13 protein-coding genes and 1 pseudogene are annotated in these 14179 nt (G+C 67.7%); 6 read left to right on the top strand and 8 right to left on the bottom strand.

The features are described from left to right. Nucleotides 1–1444 (bottom strand): annotated as a pseudogene (locus MAA8898_RS23145) (hypothetical protein); the annotation flags it as partial. A gap of 393 nt (nt 1445–1837) precedes the next feature. Further along, nucleotides 1838–2860 (bottom strand): ketol-acid reductoisomerase, encoded by a 1023-nt coding sequence (gene ilvC / locus MAA8898_RS23150; RefSeq protein WP_094023401.1) that lies wholly within the window; start codon nt 2858–2860, stop codon nt 1838–1840. A gap of 136 nt (nt 2861–2996) precedes the next feature. On the opposite strand from ilvC, the gene MAA8898_RS23155 reads away from it, so the two are divergent. From MAA8898_RS23155 to MAA8898_RS23170, 4 genes are all read left to right on the top strand, one after another. Beyond that, a complete protein-coding gene (locus tag MAA8898_RS23155) occupies nt 2997–3452 on the top strand; it encodes an Lrp/AsnC family transcriptional regulator (protein WP_094023453.1) in 456 nt (151 codons plus the stop codon). Further along, complete coding sequence (locus MAA8898_RS23160; RefSeq protein ID WP_094023402.1) at nt 3449–3907, top strand: Lrp/AsnC family transcriptional regulator; 459 nt, start codon at nt 3449–3451, stop codon at nt 3905–3907. The genes MAA8898_RS23155 and MAA8898_RS23160 overlap by 4 nt, the downstream gene beginning before the upstream one ends. 237 nt (nt 3908–4144) lie before the next feature. Beyond that, nucleotides 4145–4486: a hypothetical protein gene (locus MAA8898_RS23165; RefSeq protein ID WP_141194931.1), complete on the top strand. Its 342-nt coding sequence runs from the start codon at nt 4145–4147 to the stop codon at nt 4484–4486. A 131-nt stretch (nt 4487–4617) separates the two neighbouring features. Further along, nucleotides 4618–5745: an aminotransferase class V-fold PLP-dependent enzyme gene (locus MAA8898_RS23170; RefSeq protein WP_094023404.1), complete on the top strand. Its 1128-nt coding sequence runs from the start codon at nt 4618–4620 to the stop codon at nt 5743–5745. Nucleotides 5746–6040: 295 nt separating this feature from the next. Here MAA8898_RS23170 and MAA8898_RS23175 read toward each other — a convergent pair whose 3' ends face one another. From MAA8898_RS23175 to MAA8898_RS23185, 3 genes are all read right to left on the bottom strand, one after another. Then, a complete protein-coding gene (locus MAA8898_RS23175) occupies nt 6041–7234 on the bottom strand; it encodes a UbiH/UbiF family hydroxylase (protein WP_094023405.1) in 1194 nt (397 codons plus the stop codon). Nucleotides 7235–7347: 113 nt separating this feature from the next. After that, nucleotides 7348–7554 (bottom strand): hypothetical protein, encoded by a 207-nt coding sequence (locus MAA8898_RS23180; protein ID WP_094023406.1) that lies wholly within the window; start codon nt 7552–7554, stop codon nt 7348–7350. A 112-nt stretch (nt 7555–7666) separates the two neighbouring features. Continuing rightward, nucleotides 7667–8323, bottom strand: a complete 657-nt coding sequence (locus MAA8898_RS23185; protein WP_094023407.1) for a pyrimidine 5'-nucleotidase — start codon at nt 8321–8323, stop codon at nt 7667–7669. 104 nt (nt 8324–8427) lie between these two features. Here MAA8898_RS23185 and MAA8898_RS23190 point away from each other — a divergent pair, with 104 nt between their 5' ends. Continuing rightward, on the top strand, nt 8428–9078 hold the full coding sequence (locus MAA8898_RS23190; protein WP_094023408.1) for a GntR family transcriptional regulator: 651 nt from the start codon (nt 8428–8430) through the stop codon (nt 9076–9078). Nucleotides 9079–9281: 203 nt separating this feature from the next. Here the strand turns inward: MAA8898_RS23190 and MAA8898_RS23195 are convergent, their stop codons facing one another. Together MAA8898_RS23195 and carA are read right to left on the bottom strand one after the other, a co-directional pair. Further along, complete coding sequence (locus tag MAA8898_RS23195) at nt 9282–11168, bottom strand: glycosyltransferase (RefSeq protein ID WP_245853591.1); 1887 nt, start codon at nt 11166–11168, stop codon at nt 9282–9284. A 155-nt stretch (nt 11169–11323) separates the two neighbouring features. Beyond that, complete coding sequence (gene carA, locus MAA8898_RS23200; protein WP_094023409.1) at nt 11324–12475, bottom strand: glutamine-hydrolyzing carbamoyl-phosphate synthase small subunit; 1152 nt, start codon at nt 12473–12475, stop codon at nt 11324–11326. 184 nt (nt 12476–12659) lie between these two features. Between carA and MAA8898_RS23205 the strand changes: the two genes are divergently transcribed. Beyond that, on the top strand, nt 12660–13121 hold the full coding sequence (locus MAA8898_RS23205) for a GatB/YqeY domain-containing protein (RefSeq protein WP_094023410.1): 462 nt from the start codon (nt 12660–12662) through the stop codon (nt 13119–13121). Between the two features lie 106 nt (nt 13122–13227). Here MAA8898_RS23205 and MAA8898_RS23210 read toward each other — a convergent pair whose 3' ends face one another. Continuing rightward, nucleotides 13228–14172 (bottom strand): hypothetical protein, encoded by a 945-nt coding sequence (locus tag MAA8898_RS23210; RefSeq protein WP_094023411.1) that lies wholly within the window; start codon nt 14170–14172, stop codon nt 13228–13230. Nucleotides 14173–14179 lie beyond the last annotated feature (7 nt).

Raw genomic sequence — 14179 nt, forward strand, 5'->3', positions numbered from 1 at the left:
ACAGCCGCAGTTCGGAATTGCCGGAGGGGGCAAATGCCGCCGTGCCGCGGAACTCGAAGACACCCGGCGACAGCCCCGCCACCACGATGATGTCCACGCCCTGTTCAAAGTCGAGGATCTGGTCGCGGTTGGCCCCGACCACGGTTTCCGACAGCGCGCGGAACACGAAACTGTCCGCGCCCGCGCCGCCGGTCAGCAGGTCAAAGCCTTCTCCGCCCGCCAGCGCATCGTCGCCGTTGCCGCCGCGCAGGATGTCGTTGCCGCCTTCGCCCTCCAGGTTATCCTCGCCGTCCTGCCCGTTCAGGGTGTCGTTGCCGATGCCACCGAACATCACGTCCGCCCCGGCGCCGCCGGTCATGCCGTCGTTGCCGTCATCGCCCAGCATCGTGTCGTCGCCGTCCTGGCCGTTCATCGTGTCGTTCTCGGTGCCACCCAGCATCGAGTCGTTGCCGCCGCCGCCCAGCATGAAGTCGTTGCCGGCACCGCCGGTCAGCTCGTCGTCGCCGCCGCGGCCAAGGACGGTGTCGTCGTCGTTGCCGCCGTCCAGGAGGTCGGCCACCTCGCCACCGATCAGGGTGTCATTGCCCGACCCGCCCGACACGGTGCCCGAGACGATCCCGTTGCCGAGGCCGCGATAGATGTCCGCGCCGCCGCGCAGCAGGATGTCGCCAAAGATCGCTCCGGAATTCTGCAGAACGCCGCCGATGGTGTCCGACAGGACAACCGACCCGTTGAGCGTGCCGGAATTGACGATCACCTCGCTTGTCAGCGCCGTGGACCCGATCGAATAGAGCGGGGCGGTGATGGTGCCGGAATTGCGAAAGACAACGTCGTCGGTATCCGAGCCGAAAGCTATGGCCGCGATCTGCTCATGGTTGGCGCCGGTGAACAGGGTGCTGGCGCCGACGATGGTGCCCGTGTTGGAGGCGCGCACCACGTCGACGTTGTAGAAATAGACCGACGTATAGAAAGCGGTGGTGCTGCTGGAGGTGATGAGACCGCTGTTTTCAAAGGTGACAAGGCCGGCCTTGAAGAGAAAGACCGTGCCATAGGGTCCCATGCTCGTGATCTCGCCGGCGTTCACGAATTTGGTCTTTGCGGCCGAAAAATCGCTCAGGAGATCCGAACCGATATAGAAGGTGTAAAAGGCCCGACCTGTCGCACGGCCGGTTTCGCCATTGTAGATGTCATACGTATAAGTCGAGGGGGCATCGAGTATCGCGACAGCGCCCGAAGAACCGGCGATCAGACCGTAATTGACGATCGAAAGCTGAGACAGGTTGTTGGTCGCGCCATTGGTCCGGACGCCGTAGCCGACGGTCGAGACGATGCTGATGCCGTCGTCGATCATCAGCAAATCACCACTCGAAATGGCGGGCGTGGTGGTCGTGGTGATGCGGTCGCCGGCGCCGATGCTGCTGGTCGTGGGGAAGACGATTGCCATGCTGACTGTCCTCTGGCTCGAAATCCGTTCCCGAATGACCGGACGATGCGGGGCATTTCCGGAACGTCACCTCAGCATCGGCACAGGCGGTTTCGTGACGCAATACGTTTCTTGTGTCGCGTGACGAAGCCGCCGGTCCGCAACGCCGGGTCCGCCGTCGGGCCTGCGTTTTTCGCGCGTGATCTCCGGCGTCGATCGTCCGGTTCGGGGCGGGTGTCCGGGGGCTGGTTTCCACGGCCGTGACGGTCGGCGAGTCGCCCGGAGATAGCGGTACGGGGCGTCGCCGCCGTCCGGGGCAGACAGGGGGGTCTGCAACCCGTCAAAGGAAAACGCCCCCGCGAAGGGGGGCGTTTCCGGACGTCTCGCATGGGGCCATGTGCCCGATGGGCGACCTCAGTTCTTGGACTTGTCGACCATCTTGCCGGCGGTGATCCAGGGCATCATGGCGCGCAGCTTTTCGCCCACGGCCTCGATCTGGTGCGCGTCGTTGTTGCGGCGCGTCGCCTTGAACGACGGCTGGCCGACGGCGCATTCCGCCATCCAGTCGCGCACGAAACGGCCTTGCTGGATGTCGGTCAGCACGGCCTTCATTCGGGCCTTGGTCTCGTCGTAGGGCAGGATGCGCGGGCCGGACACGTATTCGCCGTACTCGGCGGTGTTCGAGATCGAGTAGTTCATGTTGGCGATGCCGCCTTCGTAGATCAGGTCCACGATCAGCTTCACCTCGTGCAGGCACTCGAAATAGGCCATCTCGGGGGCATAGCCCGCCTCGACCAGGGTTTCGAAACCCATGCGGATCAGCTCGACCAGGCCGCCGCAGAGCACGGCCTGTTCGCCGAAGAGGTCGGTCTCGCACTCTTCCTTGAAGTCGGTTTCGATGATGCCCGAACGGCCGCCGCCGATGGCCGAGCAGTAGGACAGGCCGATTTCCAGCGCCTTGCCGGAGGCGTCGTTGTGCACCGCCACGAGGCAGGGCACGCCGCCGCCCTTGACGTATTCACCGCGCACGGTGTGGCCGGGGCCCTTGGGCGCCATCATGATGACGTCGACACCCTTGGGCGCCTCGATCAAGCCGAAGTGGATGTTCAACCCGTGGGCAAAGGCGATGGCCGCGCCTTCGCGGATGTGATCCTTGACGTAGCGGTTCCAGGTGTCGGCCTGCAATTCGTCCGGCATGGTGAACATCAGCACGTCGCACCAGGCGGCCGCCTCGGAGATGCCCATGACCTTCAGCCCTTCGCCTTCGGCCTTGCGGGCGCTGGGCGAACCTTCGCGCAGCGCGACGGCGACGTTTTTGGCGCCTGAGTCGCGCAGGTTCAGCGCGTGGGCGTGGCCCTGCGAGCCGTAGCCCAGGATGGCCAATTTCTTGTCCTTGATGAGGTTCACATCGCAATCGCGATCGTAGTAGACGCGCATCTTGGCGTTCCTTCCATGGTCTTGTTGTTGTGGCGGGCACCATACGCCGGGCGGCGCGAGAGTGTTTGCGTTTTTTGGGTATTTTCACAGAGAAGAAGCTGAAGTATTCGCGAGTGTGGGGAAACGCGGTGAAATCATGCTCGACGACACGGACCGGCGCATCCTGCGCCACATGATGGCAGAGCCCGGGATGGCGGGCGGCGCGCTGGCCGAAAGGGCCGGGGTGACGGCCTCGACCCTGGCGCGGCGGCTGGAGCGGCTGCGCGACCGCGGCGTGCTGACCGGCGTGCGCGGGGTGATCGACTGGCGCGCGCTGGGCTACGAGGTGGAGGTGTCGCTGCGGGTGACGCTGGACAAGACGCAGAGCCGCGCCTTCGACGAGTTCATCGCCGCCGCGCGCGAGGTGCCGGAGGTGCTGGAGATCCAGACCTTCCTCGGCCAGGTGGACGTGCGCCTGTCGGTGATCGCGCGCGACATGGCGCACTACCAGCAGCTCTACCGCGAACGCCTGCTGACCCTGCCGCACATCGCCGACATCGAGGCGCTGATGCATGTCGCCCGGGTCAAGGAACAGGAGGCGCTGCCGCTGTGATCGCGCTGGACGAGATCGACCGCGCGCTGGTGCGGGCGCTGGCGGAGGATGCCACCGCCTCGGCGGGCGCGCTGGGGCGGCAGCTGGGCCTGTCGCAGCCGGCCAGTTGGCGGCGCATCCGGCGGCTGCGCGAGGCCGGGGTGTTCCGGGGCGCGCGGCTGGACGTGGACGCCCCGGCGCTGGGCTTTGGCGTGACCGTCTTCCTGGGGGTCAAGCTGGCCACCAAGGGGCGCGTCAGCCTGGAGGATTTCGAACGCGCGGTCTGCGCCATCCCCGAGGTGCAGACCGTCGAGCACGTGCTGGGCATGTACGATTATCGCCTGCGGGTGGTGGCGCGCGACATCGCCGATTTCGAACGCGTGTTGCGGCGGCGCATCATGACGCTGCCCGGGGTCGGCAACCTGGAGGCCAATGTCCTGCTCAGCGAGGAGCGGCGGCCGGGGCCGCTGGGATAGTCCTGGCGAGCAGGTGTTTGCGGTAACGCCTTGGGAGGGTGGCAGGAAAGCCGATCGAGCGGCAGCATTCCCTTGCGTCAAATTCATCGTGACTCCAGCGGCTTGGGCGGTTCCCTCATGGCGGCTATGCGGTTTTGTGCGTGGTGGAGCGACGCTCTGCCTCTTACTTGGTCAGTGTGAGAACAGAGGGGCGCGATCCGTGCCCCAAAGGAAACGAACACTGCCATGAGGACCATCATGAAAACGATCCTAGCCGCTGCCCTGCTGGCCGCGACCTCTGGCGCCGCCCTTGCCGACGACGTCACTCTTTCCGCGCCCCTGACCGGGGCCACCCTGCACGAGGGCCCGGTCGACATGAGCGTCTACTGGACCGACAAGGCCGAAGTCTACGAGGTCGTCGCGACCTATCTAACCGGCCTCCGAGGCGAGGAACCCGCCCGTCTCGTCCTGCTGATGCAGGACGGCGACCGCGCGACCCTCGGATTGCCGGGCGCGCCGGGCTATCACTTCACCTTCCAGCGCAGCGGCGACCAGGTCATGGTCTCCACCCATGCCTACGGCGCACCGCTGACCAACTGACCGCAGGTCGACGCCACATCCGACACGGCGGCGCGCCCCTTGCGCCGCCGTTTTTCATGACCGCGGCCTTGGTTGGCCTTTTCCCGAAGCCCGTCCCGCGCTAGAGCAGGGGGCAAACACTGGAGGATCCCATGGCAGCGCTTCTCGACACGATCGACCCGAACGGGATGGAAGAGTTTTCCGTCGTCTTCACCGACCGCTCCCTCAACCACATGAGCGCGCAGTTCCAGCAGGTGATGCGCGATATCTCGGGGATGCTGAAACAGGTCTACAACGCCGACGGCGTGGCACTGGTGCCCGGCGGCGGCACCTACGGCATGGAGGCGGTGGCGCGCCAGTTCGGCCGCGGCGCCGACCTGCTGGTGGTGCGCAACGGCTGGTTCTCCTACCGCTGGTCGCAGATCTTCGAGGCGGGCGGATTTGCCGGCGAAACCACGGTGATGAAGGCGCGCCGCACCGGCAACGCGGTCGACGCCCCCTTTGCCCCCGCGCCGATCGACGAGGTCGAGGCCAAGATCGCCGAGGTCAAGCCCGACGTGGTCTTTGCCCCGCACGTGGAAACCTCCGCCGGGGTGATCCTGCCCGACGACTACCTGACCCGACTGGCGAAGGCCGCGCATGACGCGGGCGCGCTGATGGTGCTGGACTGTATCGCAAGCGGTTGCGTCTGGGTCGACATGAAGGCCACCGGCGTCGACGTGCTGATCTCGGCGCCGCAAAAGGGCTGGTCCTCAACCCCCTGTGCCGGTCTCGTGATGATGTCGGACCGCGCGCTGAAGCGGCTGGACGAGACGACCTCGGACAGTTTCGCCGTCGACCTGAAGAAATGGTATCAGATCATGATGGCCTATGAAAACGGCGGCCATGCCTACCACGCGACGATGCCGACGGACGGGCTGCGCGCCTTCCGCGACACCATGCTGGAAACCCGCGACTACGGCTTTGACAGGCTCAAGGACGCGCAATGGGCGCTGGGCAACGCGGTGCGCGCCATGTTCGCGGAAAAGGGCGTGAAATCCGTGGCTGCCGAAGGATACGGCGCGCCGGGCGTGGTGGTCTGCTACACGACCGATCCGCACATCAAGACCGGCAGGGCCTTTGCCGCGCACGGCATGCAGATCGCAGCCGGCGTGCCGCTGCAATGCGACGAGCCGCCGGAGTTCTCGACCTTCCGCATCGGCCTGTTCGGCCTCGACAAACTCTATGACGTCGAGGGCACGGTGGCGCGCCTGCGCAAGGTGGTCGACGAGGTTCTTTGAGGCAACCGGGGCAGGGGGCGCTGCCCCCTCTGCGCGTTCCGCGCATTCACCCCCGAGGTATTTTCGAAACCAAAGAAACCATGGTGCGCGGGCCGGGCGCGCATCCTTGAAAAAGATGACCCCCTGCCGGTGTGCGACAGGGGGCTTCTTCGGTTTGCGGTCATCGGCTCCTCAGCCTGTACCGCCTCGTCAGGCTGCGGCAAGAAGGTTAGCGAATCGTTACCACTTCTTTGGTTTTCCAAATACCCTCGGGGGAGTCGACCGCAGGGAGACGGGGGCAGCGCCCCCATCGGCCCTATCCGCTGGCGCCCAGTCCCAGCCGCATCAGCGTGGTCCGCACCGGCTTCAGGCTGTAGAGCGCATCCAGCCCCTTGGCGCGGATGTCGCGCAACGGTTCGGACGAGATCTGAGAAATGCGGTTCAGCGCGGTGATCCCGGCCACCCGTGTTCGGATATCCGCGATCCGCGCCTTGTGATAGGCGTCCAGCATCTGCACATCGCCCAGCCCCTCGGGCCGCGCCAAGGCGAGGTCGCGCAGGCAGGCGATGTCCTTCAGGCTCATGTTCAGACCCTGCGCCCCGATCGGCGGCACCACGTGCGCCGCCTCGGCCACCAGCGCAAGCCGCTGACCCGACAGCCGCTCGGCCTCCTGCGCGATGATCGGCCAGATCGTCCGGCGCGAGGCGAGGGTGAGCGGGCCGAACAGATGGCAGGACCGCTCTGACATCTCGGCTTCGAAGGTCGCCGGGTCGAGCGCGAACAAGCGTTCCGCCTTGGTGCCGTCCTCCATCCAGACCACAGCGGTACAGGGGCGGCCCTCGTAATCTGGCAGCGGCACCAGCGTGAAGGGACCGCCGGTGCGGTGGATCTCGGTCGAGACATTGCCATGCGGGATCGGATGCGTGACGGCGAAGGCCAGCGCCTTCTGGCCAAAGCGCGTGGTCTTCACGCCGATGCCCGCCGCCGCGCGCATGGGCGAGCCGCGCCCGTCTGCCGCCACGACAAGGCGGCAGCGCACGCGGGTGGTGTCGGACAGCGACACGCGCGCCTCGCCGTCGCGTGTGAACAGGCCGGTGGCAGCGATGCCGGGGCGAAAATCCGCCTTGGCCAGGTCGGTCAGGCGCGCCGCCATCTCGCGCCGCAAGAGCCAGTTGGGCAGGTTCCAGCCAAACGGCTTGTCCGAGATGTCGGCGGCGTCGAAATCCCTGGTCACGCGCGGCTCCGGCACCGGCCCCCCCGCATCGACGATCCGCATGATCTGCAGCGGCGTCGCATGGCCGGCGAGGCGCGGCCACAGCCCGATCTCGTCCAGGAAGGCCTGCGCAGGCTGCAGGAAGGCGGTGGTGCGCAGGTCCGCGCCGTCCGCCTCGCGCTCGGTCACCGGCGGGGCCGGATCGACGCAGAGCGTGCTGAACCCGGCGGCGGCAAAGGCCGCCGTGGCGCTGAGGCCCGCAATGCCGCCCCCCGATACGACGATATCGTAGTCCATGTGGTCGACTCCTTTGCACCGATCCTAGGGCCGAGCCGGGCAAGTGGAAGGGGTCTGTGACGCAATCCGGCGCAGAGCGGCGATCCGGCGCACCGGCAACGCGCCCCCCAAGGTCACTTGCCCACGGTGATCATCAGCAGCACCACGAACACCACCGGCACCAGCGCAAGCGCGGTCATCGCCAGGCCGGGCAGCCCGAACATTCCGGTCATGGTCGCGCCGAAGGCGACGATCAACGCCGCCCCCAGGTAGGCGATCCGCTCGCCCGAAAGGGGGCTGGGCACAACCCCGGCGGGGCCGGTGGCGTCGGCGATGGACATGGCTCTGACTCCTGCATGCGTGTGTTACAGGACAGAGATAGGGAGGCCTGCACGCGGTCACAGGCGCATAATGTCGCATTTCGGATGTATATTTGCCTGGTGACGGCCGGCGTCAGCGCAGCAGCCGCAGGAATCCGGGCAGGTCGTCCGTATGGTGGTGGATATGGCGCGCCGGTGCGGCGTCGGGCGCGACATGCACCGTGCGCATGCCCATGGCATGGGGCGCGGCCAGGTTGCGCGGGTCGTCCTCGAACATCGCCGCGGCGGCCGGGTCGATGCCGTCGCGGGCAAAGACCCGTTCAAAGGCCTCGGCGCGCGGTTTGGGCGCATAGGCGGCGTGTTCCACGCCGTAGATCGCGTCAAAGGCCGCCTCCAGCCCGCGCGCCTTGAGCACCTGCGCCGCGTAGGGCGCGCTGCCGTTGGTATAGACGATCTTGCGCCCCGGCAGGGTCTCGATCAGTTCGGCCAGGTGCGGATCGGGGGTGAGCGCGTCGAACGAGATGTCGTGCACGTCGTGCAGATAGTCCTGCGGGTCGATCTCGTGGTGCTCCATCAGCCCGGCCAGGGTGGTGCCGTAGCGCGCCCAGTAGGCCTTGCGCAGGTGTTCGGCCTCGGCGTGGTCCACGCCGGCGGTGCGCATGACATAGGCGGTCATCTTCACCTCGATCTGGTCGAAGAGGCGGACCGCGGGCGAATACAGCGTGTTGTCCAGGTCAAAGACCCAGGCGCGCACGTGGGCGAAGGCAGCCGAGAACCGATCGTCTTTCATGCCATCCAATCTAGGACGGCACGAGGCGCTCGGCAATCGGCGCGGGTTGATCCTGTCACGCCGGTAGGGCTAACGTTGCGCGGTGGACGCAAGGAGAGGCGCGCATGGCTCAGGTCAAACCGGTTCAGAAAGATGCCTACACGATGATCCTCGATGCGATCGACCAGGGCATCTACCGGCCGGGGGATCGCCTGGTGGAAAGCGAACTGGCCGAACGCTTCGGCGTGTCGCGCACGCCGATCCGCGAGGCGCTGCAACGGCTCGAGACGCAGTCGCTGCTGTCGCGCGACGGGCGGTCGCTGATCGTCGCCTCGCTGGACCACAACCAGATGGCCGAGCTCTACGCCGTGCGGTCGGAACTGGAGGGGCTGGCGGCGCGGCTGGCCGCGCGGCACGCGACCGAGGAAGAGGTCAAGGTGCTCTACGACATGATCGAGGAAGACCGCGCCCTGCTGGACGACCCGCCCGCCATGGCGCGGGCCAACCGGCGGTTCCACCGGATGATCCACCTGGCGTCGCACAACCGCTACCTGGTGCAGCAGCTGGATCTGGTCTATCGCTCGATGGCGCTGATGGCGACGACCTCGCTGGCTGCGCAGGGCCGCGGCGAGGTGGCGCTGGCCGAACACAAGGCGATCGTCGACGCGATCTCGCGACGCGACGAGGATGCGGCCTACCAGGCGTTGCGCGACCATATCTCGGTGGCCTTCATCACGCGGCTCAAGCAGGACAACGCCGAGCACATGTCGGTCTGACTCACGTCGGTATCAGCGGGCAGGCCGGGGGCGCCGCCCCCTCTGCCCCTGCGGGGCATTCACCCCCGCGGTATTTTCGGCCAGAAGAAACCCTCAGCGCGCCCCCTGCTTCTTTGGTTTTCCAAATACCCTCGGGGGAGTCGACCGAAGGGAGACGGGGGCAGAGCCCCCTTCAACATCAGGTCTGGCAAGGCGGTGACGAGTCAGTGCTCCGGCGGCACGTCGGCGCCGGGGGCATCGGGCGCAGAGCGGCCATGCTGCGTCTTGTCCCAGTAGAACGGGCTCTTGATCGTCTCCCACAGCGCCTTGTAGATCGCCAGCGTTCCCAGCGGGAAATAGGCGAACAGGGTCGGCACCCAGGGAAACAGGAATCGGTGCGGGCTGCGCGCCAGCGCGGCAAGGCCGATCACGATGGAGACCGCCTCGGCGCTGAGGAACACCCCGGTCAGGGTCAGCACCACGGGCCGGGTGAGCCAGGGATCCAGCGGGTGCGGCAGACCGGCGAGGATCAGCCAGAAGGACCACAGCACCGGGGCAAAGGCGAACTGGATCAGCGTCGTCAGGAACAGGACCTGGAAGCCGGTGAAGCGCCTTGGCCCCAGGTCGCGCCACAGCCGCACGGGTCGGCGCGAATGGACCCACCAGGTGATGCCGTAGCCCTTCAGCCAGCGCGAGCGCTGGCGGATCCAGGGCCAGAAGCAGTTGTTGGCCTCTTCGCGGGTGACCGAGGCGACCAGTTCGGTGCGGTAGCCGCGCCGCGCGAGGCGCACGCCCAGGTCGGCGTCCTCGGTCACGTTGTGCGCGTCCCAGCCGCAGACCTCCTCCAGCACCGCGCGGCGGAAGAACACCGTCGTGCCGCCCAGAGGCACCACCAGGCCCATGCGCGCGAGACCGGGCAGCAGCACCCGGAACCAGCTGGCGTATTCGATGGTGAAACAGCGCGACAGCCAGTTCGCGCGCGGGTTGTAGTAATCCAGGATGCCCTGCACGCAACCGACCTCGGGCGGGGCGCGGTCGAAATGGCCGACCACGCGATCAAGCTGGTCCGGGGCGGGGGCATCCTCGGCGTCCCAGATGCCGACGATCTGTCCCCGGGTGAACCGGAAGGCGTAGTTCAGCGCGCGCGGCTTGGTCGTGATGCGCCCGGGCGGGACGGTGACGGTGCGGACCCAGGGCGGCAGCCGCGTGCGGGCCAGCGTTTCGCGGGTCTGCCTGTCCTCGGCTTCGAGCACCAGCACCACGTCCAGCAGCGTCTTGGGATAGGTCAGCCGTTCCAGCCGCCGCACCAGCGTCTGGGCGATCTCGCCCTCGTGGAAGAGCGGCACCAGGATCGACACCAGCGGCAGCTGCGCGGGGCGGTGGACGGGGTCGGGATGCGTCCGGCGGGGCAGGGCGGCCAGCGCCGCCAGCTTCAGGCCCTGCGACACCACCAGCGAGCCCAGCGCCAGCGCCAGCGCGGCGCCGAACAACAGCTGGGGCGCGACCGCCAGCAACCCGAGGAACAGCAGCCCGGCGCAGATCGCCAGCCACCGCCGCGCGGGCGTCACGGTGTCCATGTCGCGGCAGCTGTCCTCGGCCGGGACCCAGGTTTCCGCCGCCTTGGCCAGCTGTTCCCCGGCGCGGGCCGAGATGGCCAGGTGGATGTCCGACTCGAGCGCGAGCGCCATGACCACCGGGCCGATGTCGGCGGGCAGCAGGGTCAGCAATTTCGGGAAGTCGTCCGGCCGCGACGTGGCCAGCAGCAGCGTGTCGCCGACGCGCATCCAGGGCAGGACGCCGTGCGCCAGGCAGAACTCGGCGGGCAGCAGCGCCATCAGCGCCGGGTCGGGCGGAGAGTCGGCCCGACGCAGGACCAGGGCGCCGAAGTGCTGCGCCTGCGCCTCGAGCACGTCCTCGCGCGAGGCGATGGCCTCGGCCACCAGCACCTGGGGGACGGGCTGGTCCAGCCGCGCGGCCTCGGCCATGGCGCGCAGCATGGCGCTGGGCGCAACCTGGCCCCCCTCCATCAGGAGATGGCTGATGGCTTGCCCGCGCCGGGCCCTGGCCTGCGCCAGCTTGGCCTCTGCCAGATGGAGGCGATGCTCCGACATGTCACCGTCCGATAAACTCGGTTACCGAAAGGTTGACACGTCCAAGGTAAACGATGTGTTAACGGAATGGTTGAAATTTGCCGAAAATCAGCCTGTTGTGGCGTTTCGGCAGGCGCGCCCGGACCCGCGCGGGGCGAAACCGGGCGGGTGCCCGATCAGGCGGCGTCCATCGAGGCGGCAAACCGCTCGAACAGGTAAAAGCTGTCCTGCGGCCCGGGGCTGGCTTCTGGGTGGTGCTGGACGCTGAACACCGGGCGGTCGGCCAGGCGCATGCCGCAGTTCGACCCGTCGAACAGCGAGACATGGGTTTCCAGCACGCCCTTGGGCAGGGTCTGGCTGTCCACCGCAAAGCCATGGTTCATCGAGGTGATCTCGACCTTGCCGGTCTCCAGGTCCTTGACCGGGTGGTTGGCGCCGTGGTGGCCATGGTTCATCTTGATCGTCCTGGCGCCGACGGCCAGCGCCAGCATCTGGTGGCCAAGGCAGATGCCGAAGATCGGCAGCGACGTGTCGTTCAGCAGGCGCTGGATCATCGGCACGGCATAGGCGCCGGTGGCGGCCGGGTCGCCCGGGCCGTTCGACAGGAAGACGCCGGCCGGCTCATGCGCCATGACCTCGTCAAAGGTGGCGGTGGCGGGCAGCACGGTCACCTCGCAGCCGGCCGAGGCCAGGCAGCGCAGGATGTTGCGCTTGGCGCCGTAGTCCACGGCGACGACCTTGTGCCGCGCCTCGGTCTGGCGCTGGTAGCCCTGCGGCCAGGCCCAGCGCATCTCGTCCCAGCGGTAGCTCTGCCGGCAGGTCACGTCGAGCGCGAGGTCGAGCCCTTCGAGCCCCGGAAAACCGCGTGCCGCCTTGATCAAACCGGCGGTGTCGAAATTGCCTTCCGGGTCATGCGCAAGCGCGACATGCGGCGCGCCAAGCTGGCGGATGGCGCGCGTCAGGCGGCGAGTGTCGATGCCGCCGATGGCGATGCGCCCGCGCGCGGCCAGCCAGTCCGACAACTGCTGCGTCGCGCGCCAGTTCGACGCCTGCGTCGGCATCCACTTGACCACCATGCCGGCGGCCACCGGATCGGCGGTTTCATCGTCCTCGGGGTTCACGCCGACGTTGCCGATGTGCGGAAAGGTGAAGGTGACGATCTGCCCGGCGTAGGACGGATCGGTCATGATCTCCTGGTAGCCGGTCATGGCGGTGTTGAAGCAGAGCTCGGCCGTGGTCTGGCCGGTGGCGCCGAACCCCGTTCCGTAGAACAGCGTACCGTCGGCGAGGGCAAGGCAGGCGGTCGGGCGAGGCTGGGCAGCGGACATGGGCGGGACTCCGGAGGCTGGCAAATTGGCCGGACCCTACGGCCCGCGCGGGTTGGGGTCAAGTGCTTGAGAAAAAACAAAAACGCATGTTTTTCAGGGGGTTGAGCGAAAATTGCTGCGCTTGCACGGGGGCGCGACCTGCGCTAGTGTCGCGCCTTCATGGACAGGCTTTGGGGATAAGCTCATGGAATTGCGCGAAAAGGTGAACGCGGCGGTCAAGCAGGCCATGCGCGACAAGGCGCAGGCGCGCCTGTCGACGCTGCGCCTGATCAACGCCGCCATCAAGGACCGCGACATCGCCGTCCGTTCCGAGGGCAACGACACAGGGGTCGACGACACCGAGGTGCTGGGCATCCTGGGCAAGATGGTCAAGCAGCGCCGCGAGAGCGCCCGCAGCTACGAGGAGGGCGGGCGGCTGGACCTGGCCGAACGCGAACTGGCGGAAATCGAGGTCATCGAGGAGTTCCTGCCGCGCGCGCTGACCGAGACGGAAGTGGCCAGCGCGATCGAGGCCGCCATGGCGGAGGTCGGCGCCGAGTCGATCCGCGACATGGGCCGGGTGATGGGCGTGCTGAAGGCGCGCTACACCGGGCAGATGGATTTCGGCGCCGTGGGTCCGAAGGTCAAGGAGCGCCTGTCGGCCTGATCTGGCGCGGATGAGCGGCCGGGCGGGGGGCTCTGCCCCCTCTGCGCGCGGTGCGCGCAATCACCCCCGAGATATTTTTGGCCAGAAGAAACCCTGGGCGTGCGCCTCAGGCCAAGGTCTCGAGGTCCGTGGCCTCGGTGCCGGAAGGCGCCGGGAAGCCCGCAGCAATGGCGGCCAGCGCGTCGGGATCGTCGATCCGGAAACGCTGCACGAAGCGGGTCTTGAAGCCGACCCGGCCGCGCCGCGCGCCGAAGTTTTCGCCATGGTTCAGCACGTAGAGCACCGCTGGTTCCGACAGCGGGGCAAGGCCGCGCCCGGCCAGCGCGGCGAGATAGGGGAACATCCGGTGTTCGTGCTGCGTCATCGCCTGAAGGAAGGCGGTGCTTTGCGGCAGGTCCGGGTCATGCGCCACCGCCGCGCAGGAGCCGCAGAGCTTCCAGAACGGCTTGCGCAGGGGCTGGCGCGGTGTGGGCCCATCGGCCAGCGCGATGTCGCCCGTGGCGTCGTCCATCACGTAGCCCGACTGCACGAGGTAGCCGCCCGGAGCCTGGCGGCGCAGCATCTCGCGCACCGTGCCCTGGCGCAGCAGGTCGTCGGCATCAAAGCTCATGACGTAGCAGGGCGGCAGGTCCATCGCGTCGAGATGGGCGGTCAGCGCCGCCAGCTTCAGCCATTTGTCGTTGCCGGGTTCGGGCGCGCGAAAGGGCAGGAAGGTGATGCGCGGATCGTCCGGCAGCGGCGGGCGCTGCTGGCAGCAGATCACCGCGCGCCAGTGCGGATCGTTCTGCGCGCGAAAGCAGTCCAATGTCGCCGAGAGCCGCGCCGCCACCGCATCCCAGTCCCCCACGTTGTCGGGGCCGACCAGCGGGATCAGGAACACCACCTGCTTGCGCAGTGGCGGCACCCGGGTGGACAGCGTGTCGCGCAGGCGCAGCGCGGCGGCCTCGCTGGGGGCGGGGGTCAGCCGGTCGATCCAGGCCTCGCGGCCCAGTGCCGCGGACAGGCGCATTGCGGCGCGGTGCCATTTCGGCGTGGCGGGGGCCTGGGCCATCAGCGGC

The organism is Antarctobacter aquimaris (assembly GCF_900184945.1).
Classification (GTDB): domain Bacteria; phylum Pseudomonadota; class Alphaproteobacteria; order Rhodobacterales; family Rhodobacteraceae; genus Maliponia; species Maliponia aquimaris.

Coding starts and splice junctions, on each gene's coding strand:
- MAA8898_RS23180 (WP_094023406.1), bottom strand. CDS start 7,554: ATGTCCATCGCCGACGCCACCGGCCCCGCCGGGGTTGTGCCCAGCCCC.
- carA (WP_094023409.1), bottom strand. CDS start 12,475: ATGTCCGCTGCCCAGCCTCGCCCGACCGCCTGCCTTGCCCTCGCCGAC.
- MAA8898_RS23185 (WP_094023407.1), bottom strand. CDS start 8,323: ATGAAAGACGATCGGTTCTCGGCTGCCTTCGCCCACGTGCGCGCCTGG.
- MAA8898_RS23210 (WP_094023411.1), bottom strand. CDS start 14,172: ATGGCCCAGGCCCCCGCCACGCCGAAATGGCACCGCGCCGCAATGCGC.
- MAA8898_RS23175 (WP_094023405.1), bottom strand. CDS start 7,234: ATGGACTACGATATCGTCGTATCGGGGGGCGGCATTGCGGGCCTCAGC.
- MAA8898_RS23170 (WP_094023404.1), top strand. CDS start 4,618: ATGGCAGCGCTTCTCGACACGATCGACCCGAACGGGATGGAAGAGTTT.
- MAA8898_RS23205 (WP_094023410.1), top strand. CDS start 12,660: ATGGAATTGCGCGAAAAGGTGAACGCGGCGGTCAAGCAGGCCATGCGC.
- ilvC (WP_094023401.1), bottom strand. CDS start 2,860: ATGCGCGTCTACTACGATCGCGATTGCGATGTGAACCTCATCAAGGAC.
- MAA8898_RS23195 (WP_245853591.1), bottom strand. CDS start 11,168: ATGTCGGAGCATCGCCTCCATCTGGCAGAGGCCAAGCTGGCGCAGGCC.
- MAA8898_RS23165 (WP_141194931.1), top strand. CDS start 4,145: ATGAAAACGATCCTAGCCGCTGCCCTGCTGGCCGCGACCTCTGGCGCC.
- MAA8898_RS23190 (WP_094023408.1), top strand. CDS start 8,428: ATGGCTCAGGTCAAACCGGTTCAGAAAGATGCCTACACGATGATCCTC.
- MAA8898_RS23155 (WP_094023453.1), top strand. CDS start 2,997: ATGCTCGACGACACGGACCGGCGCATCCTGCGCCACATGATGGCAGAG.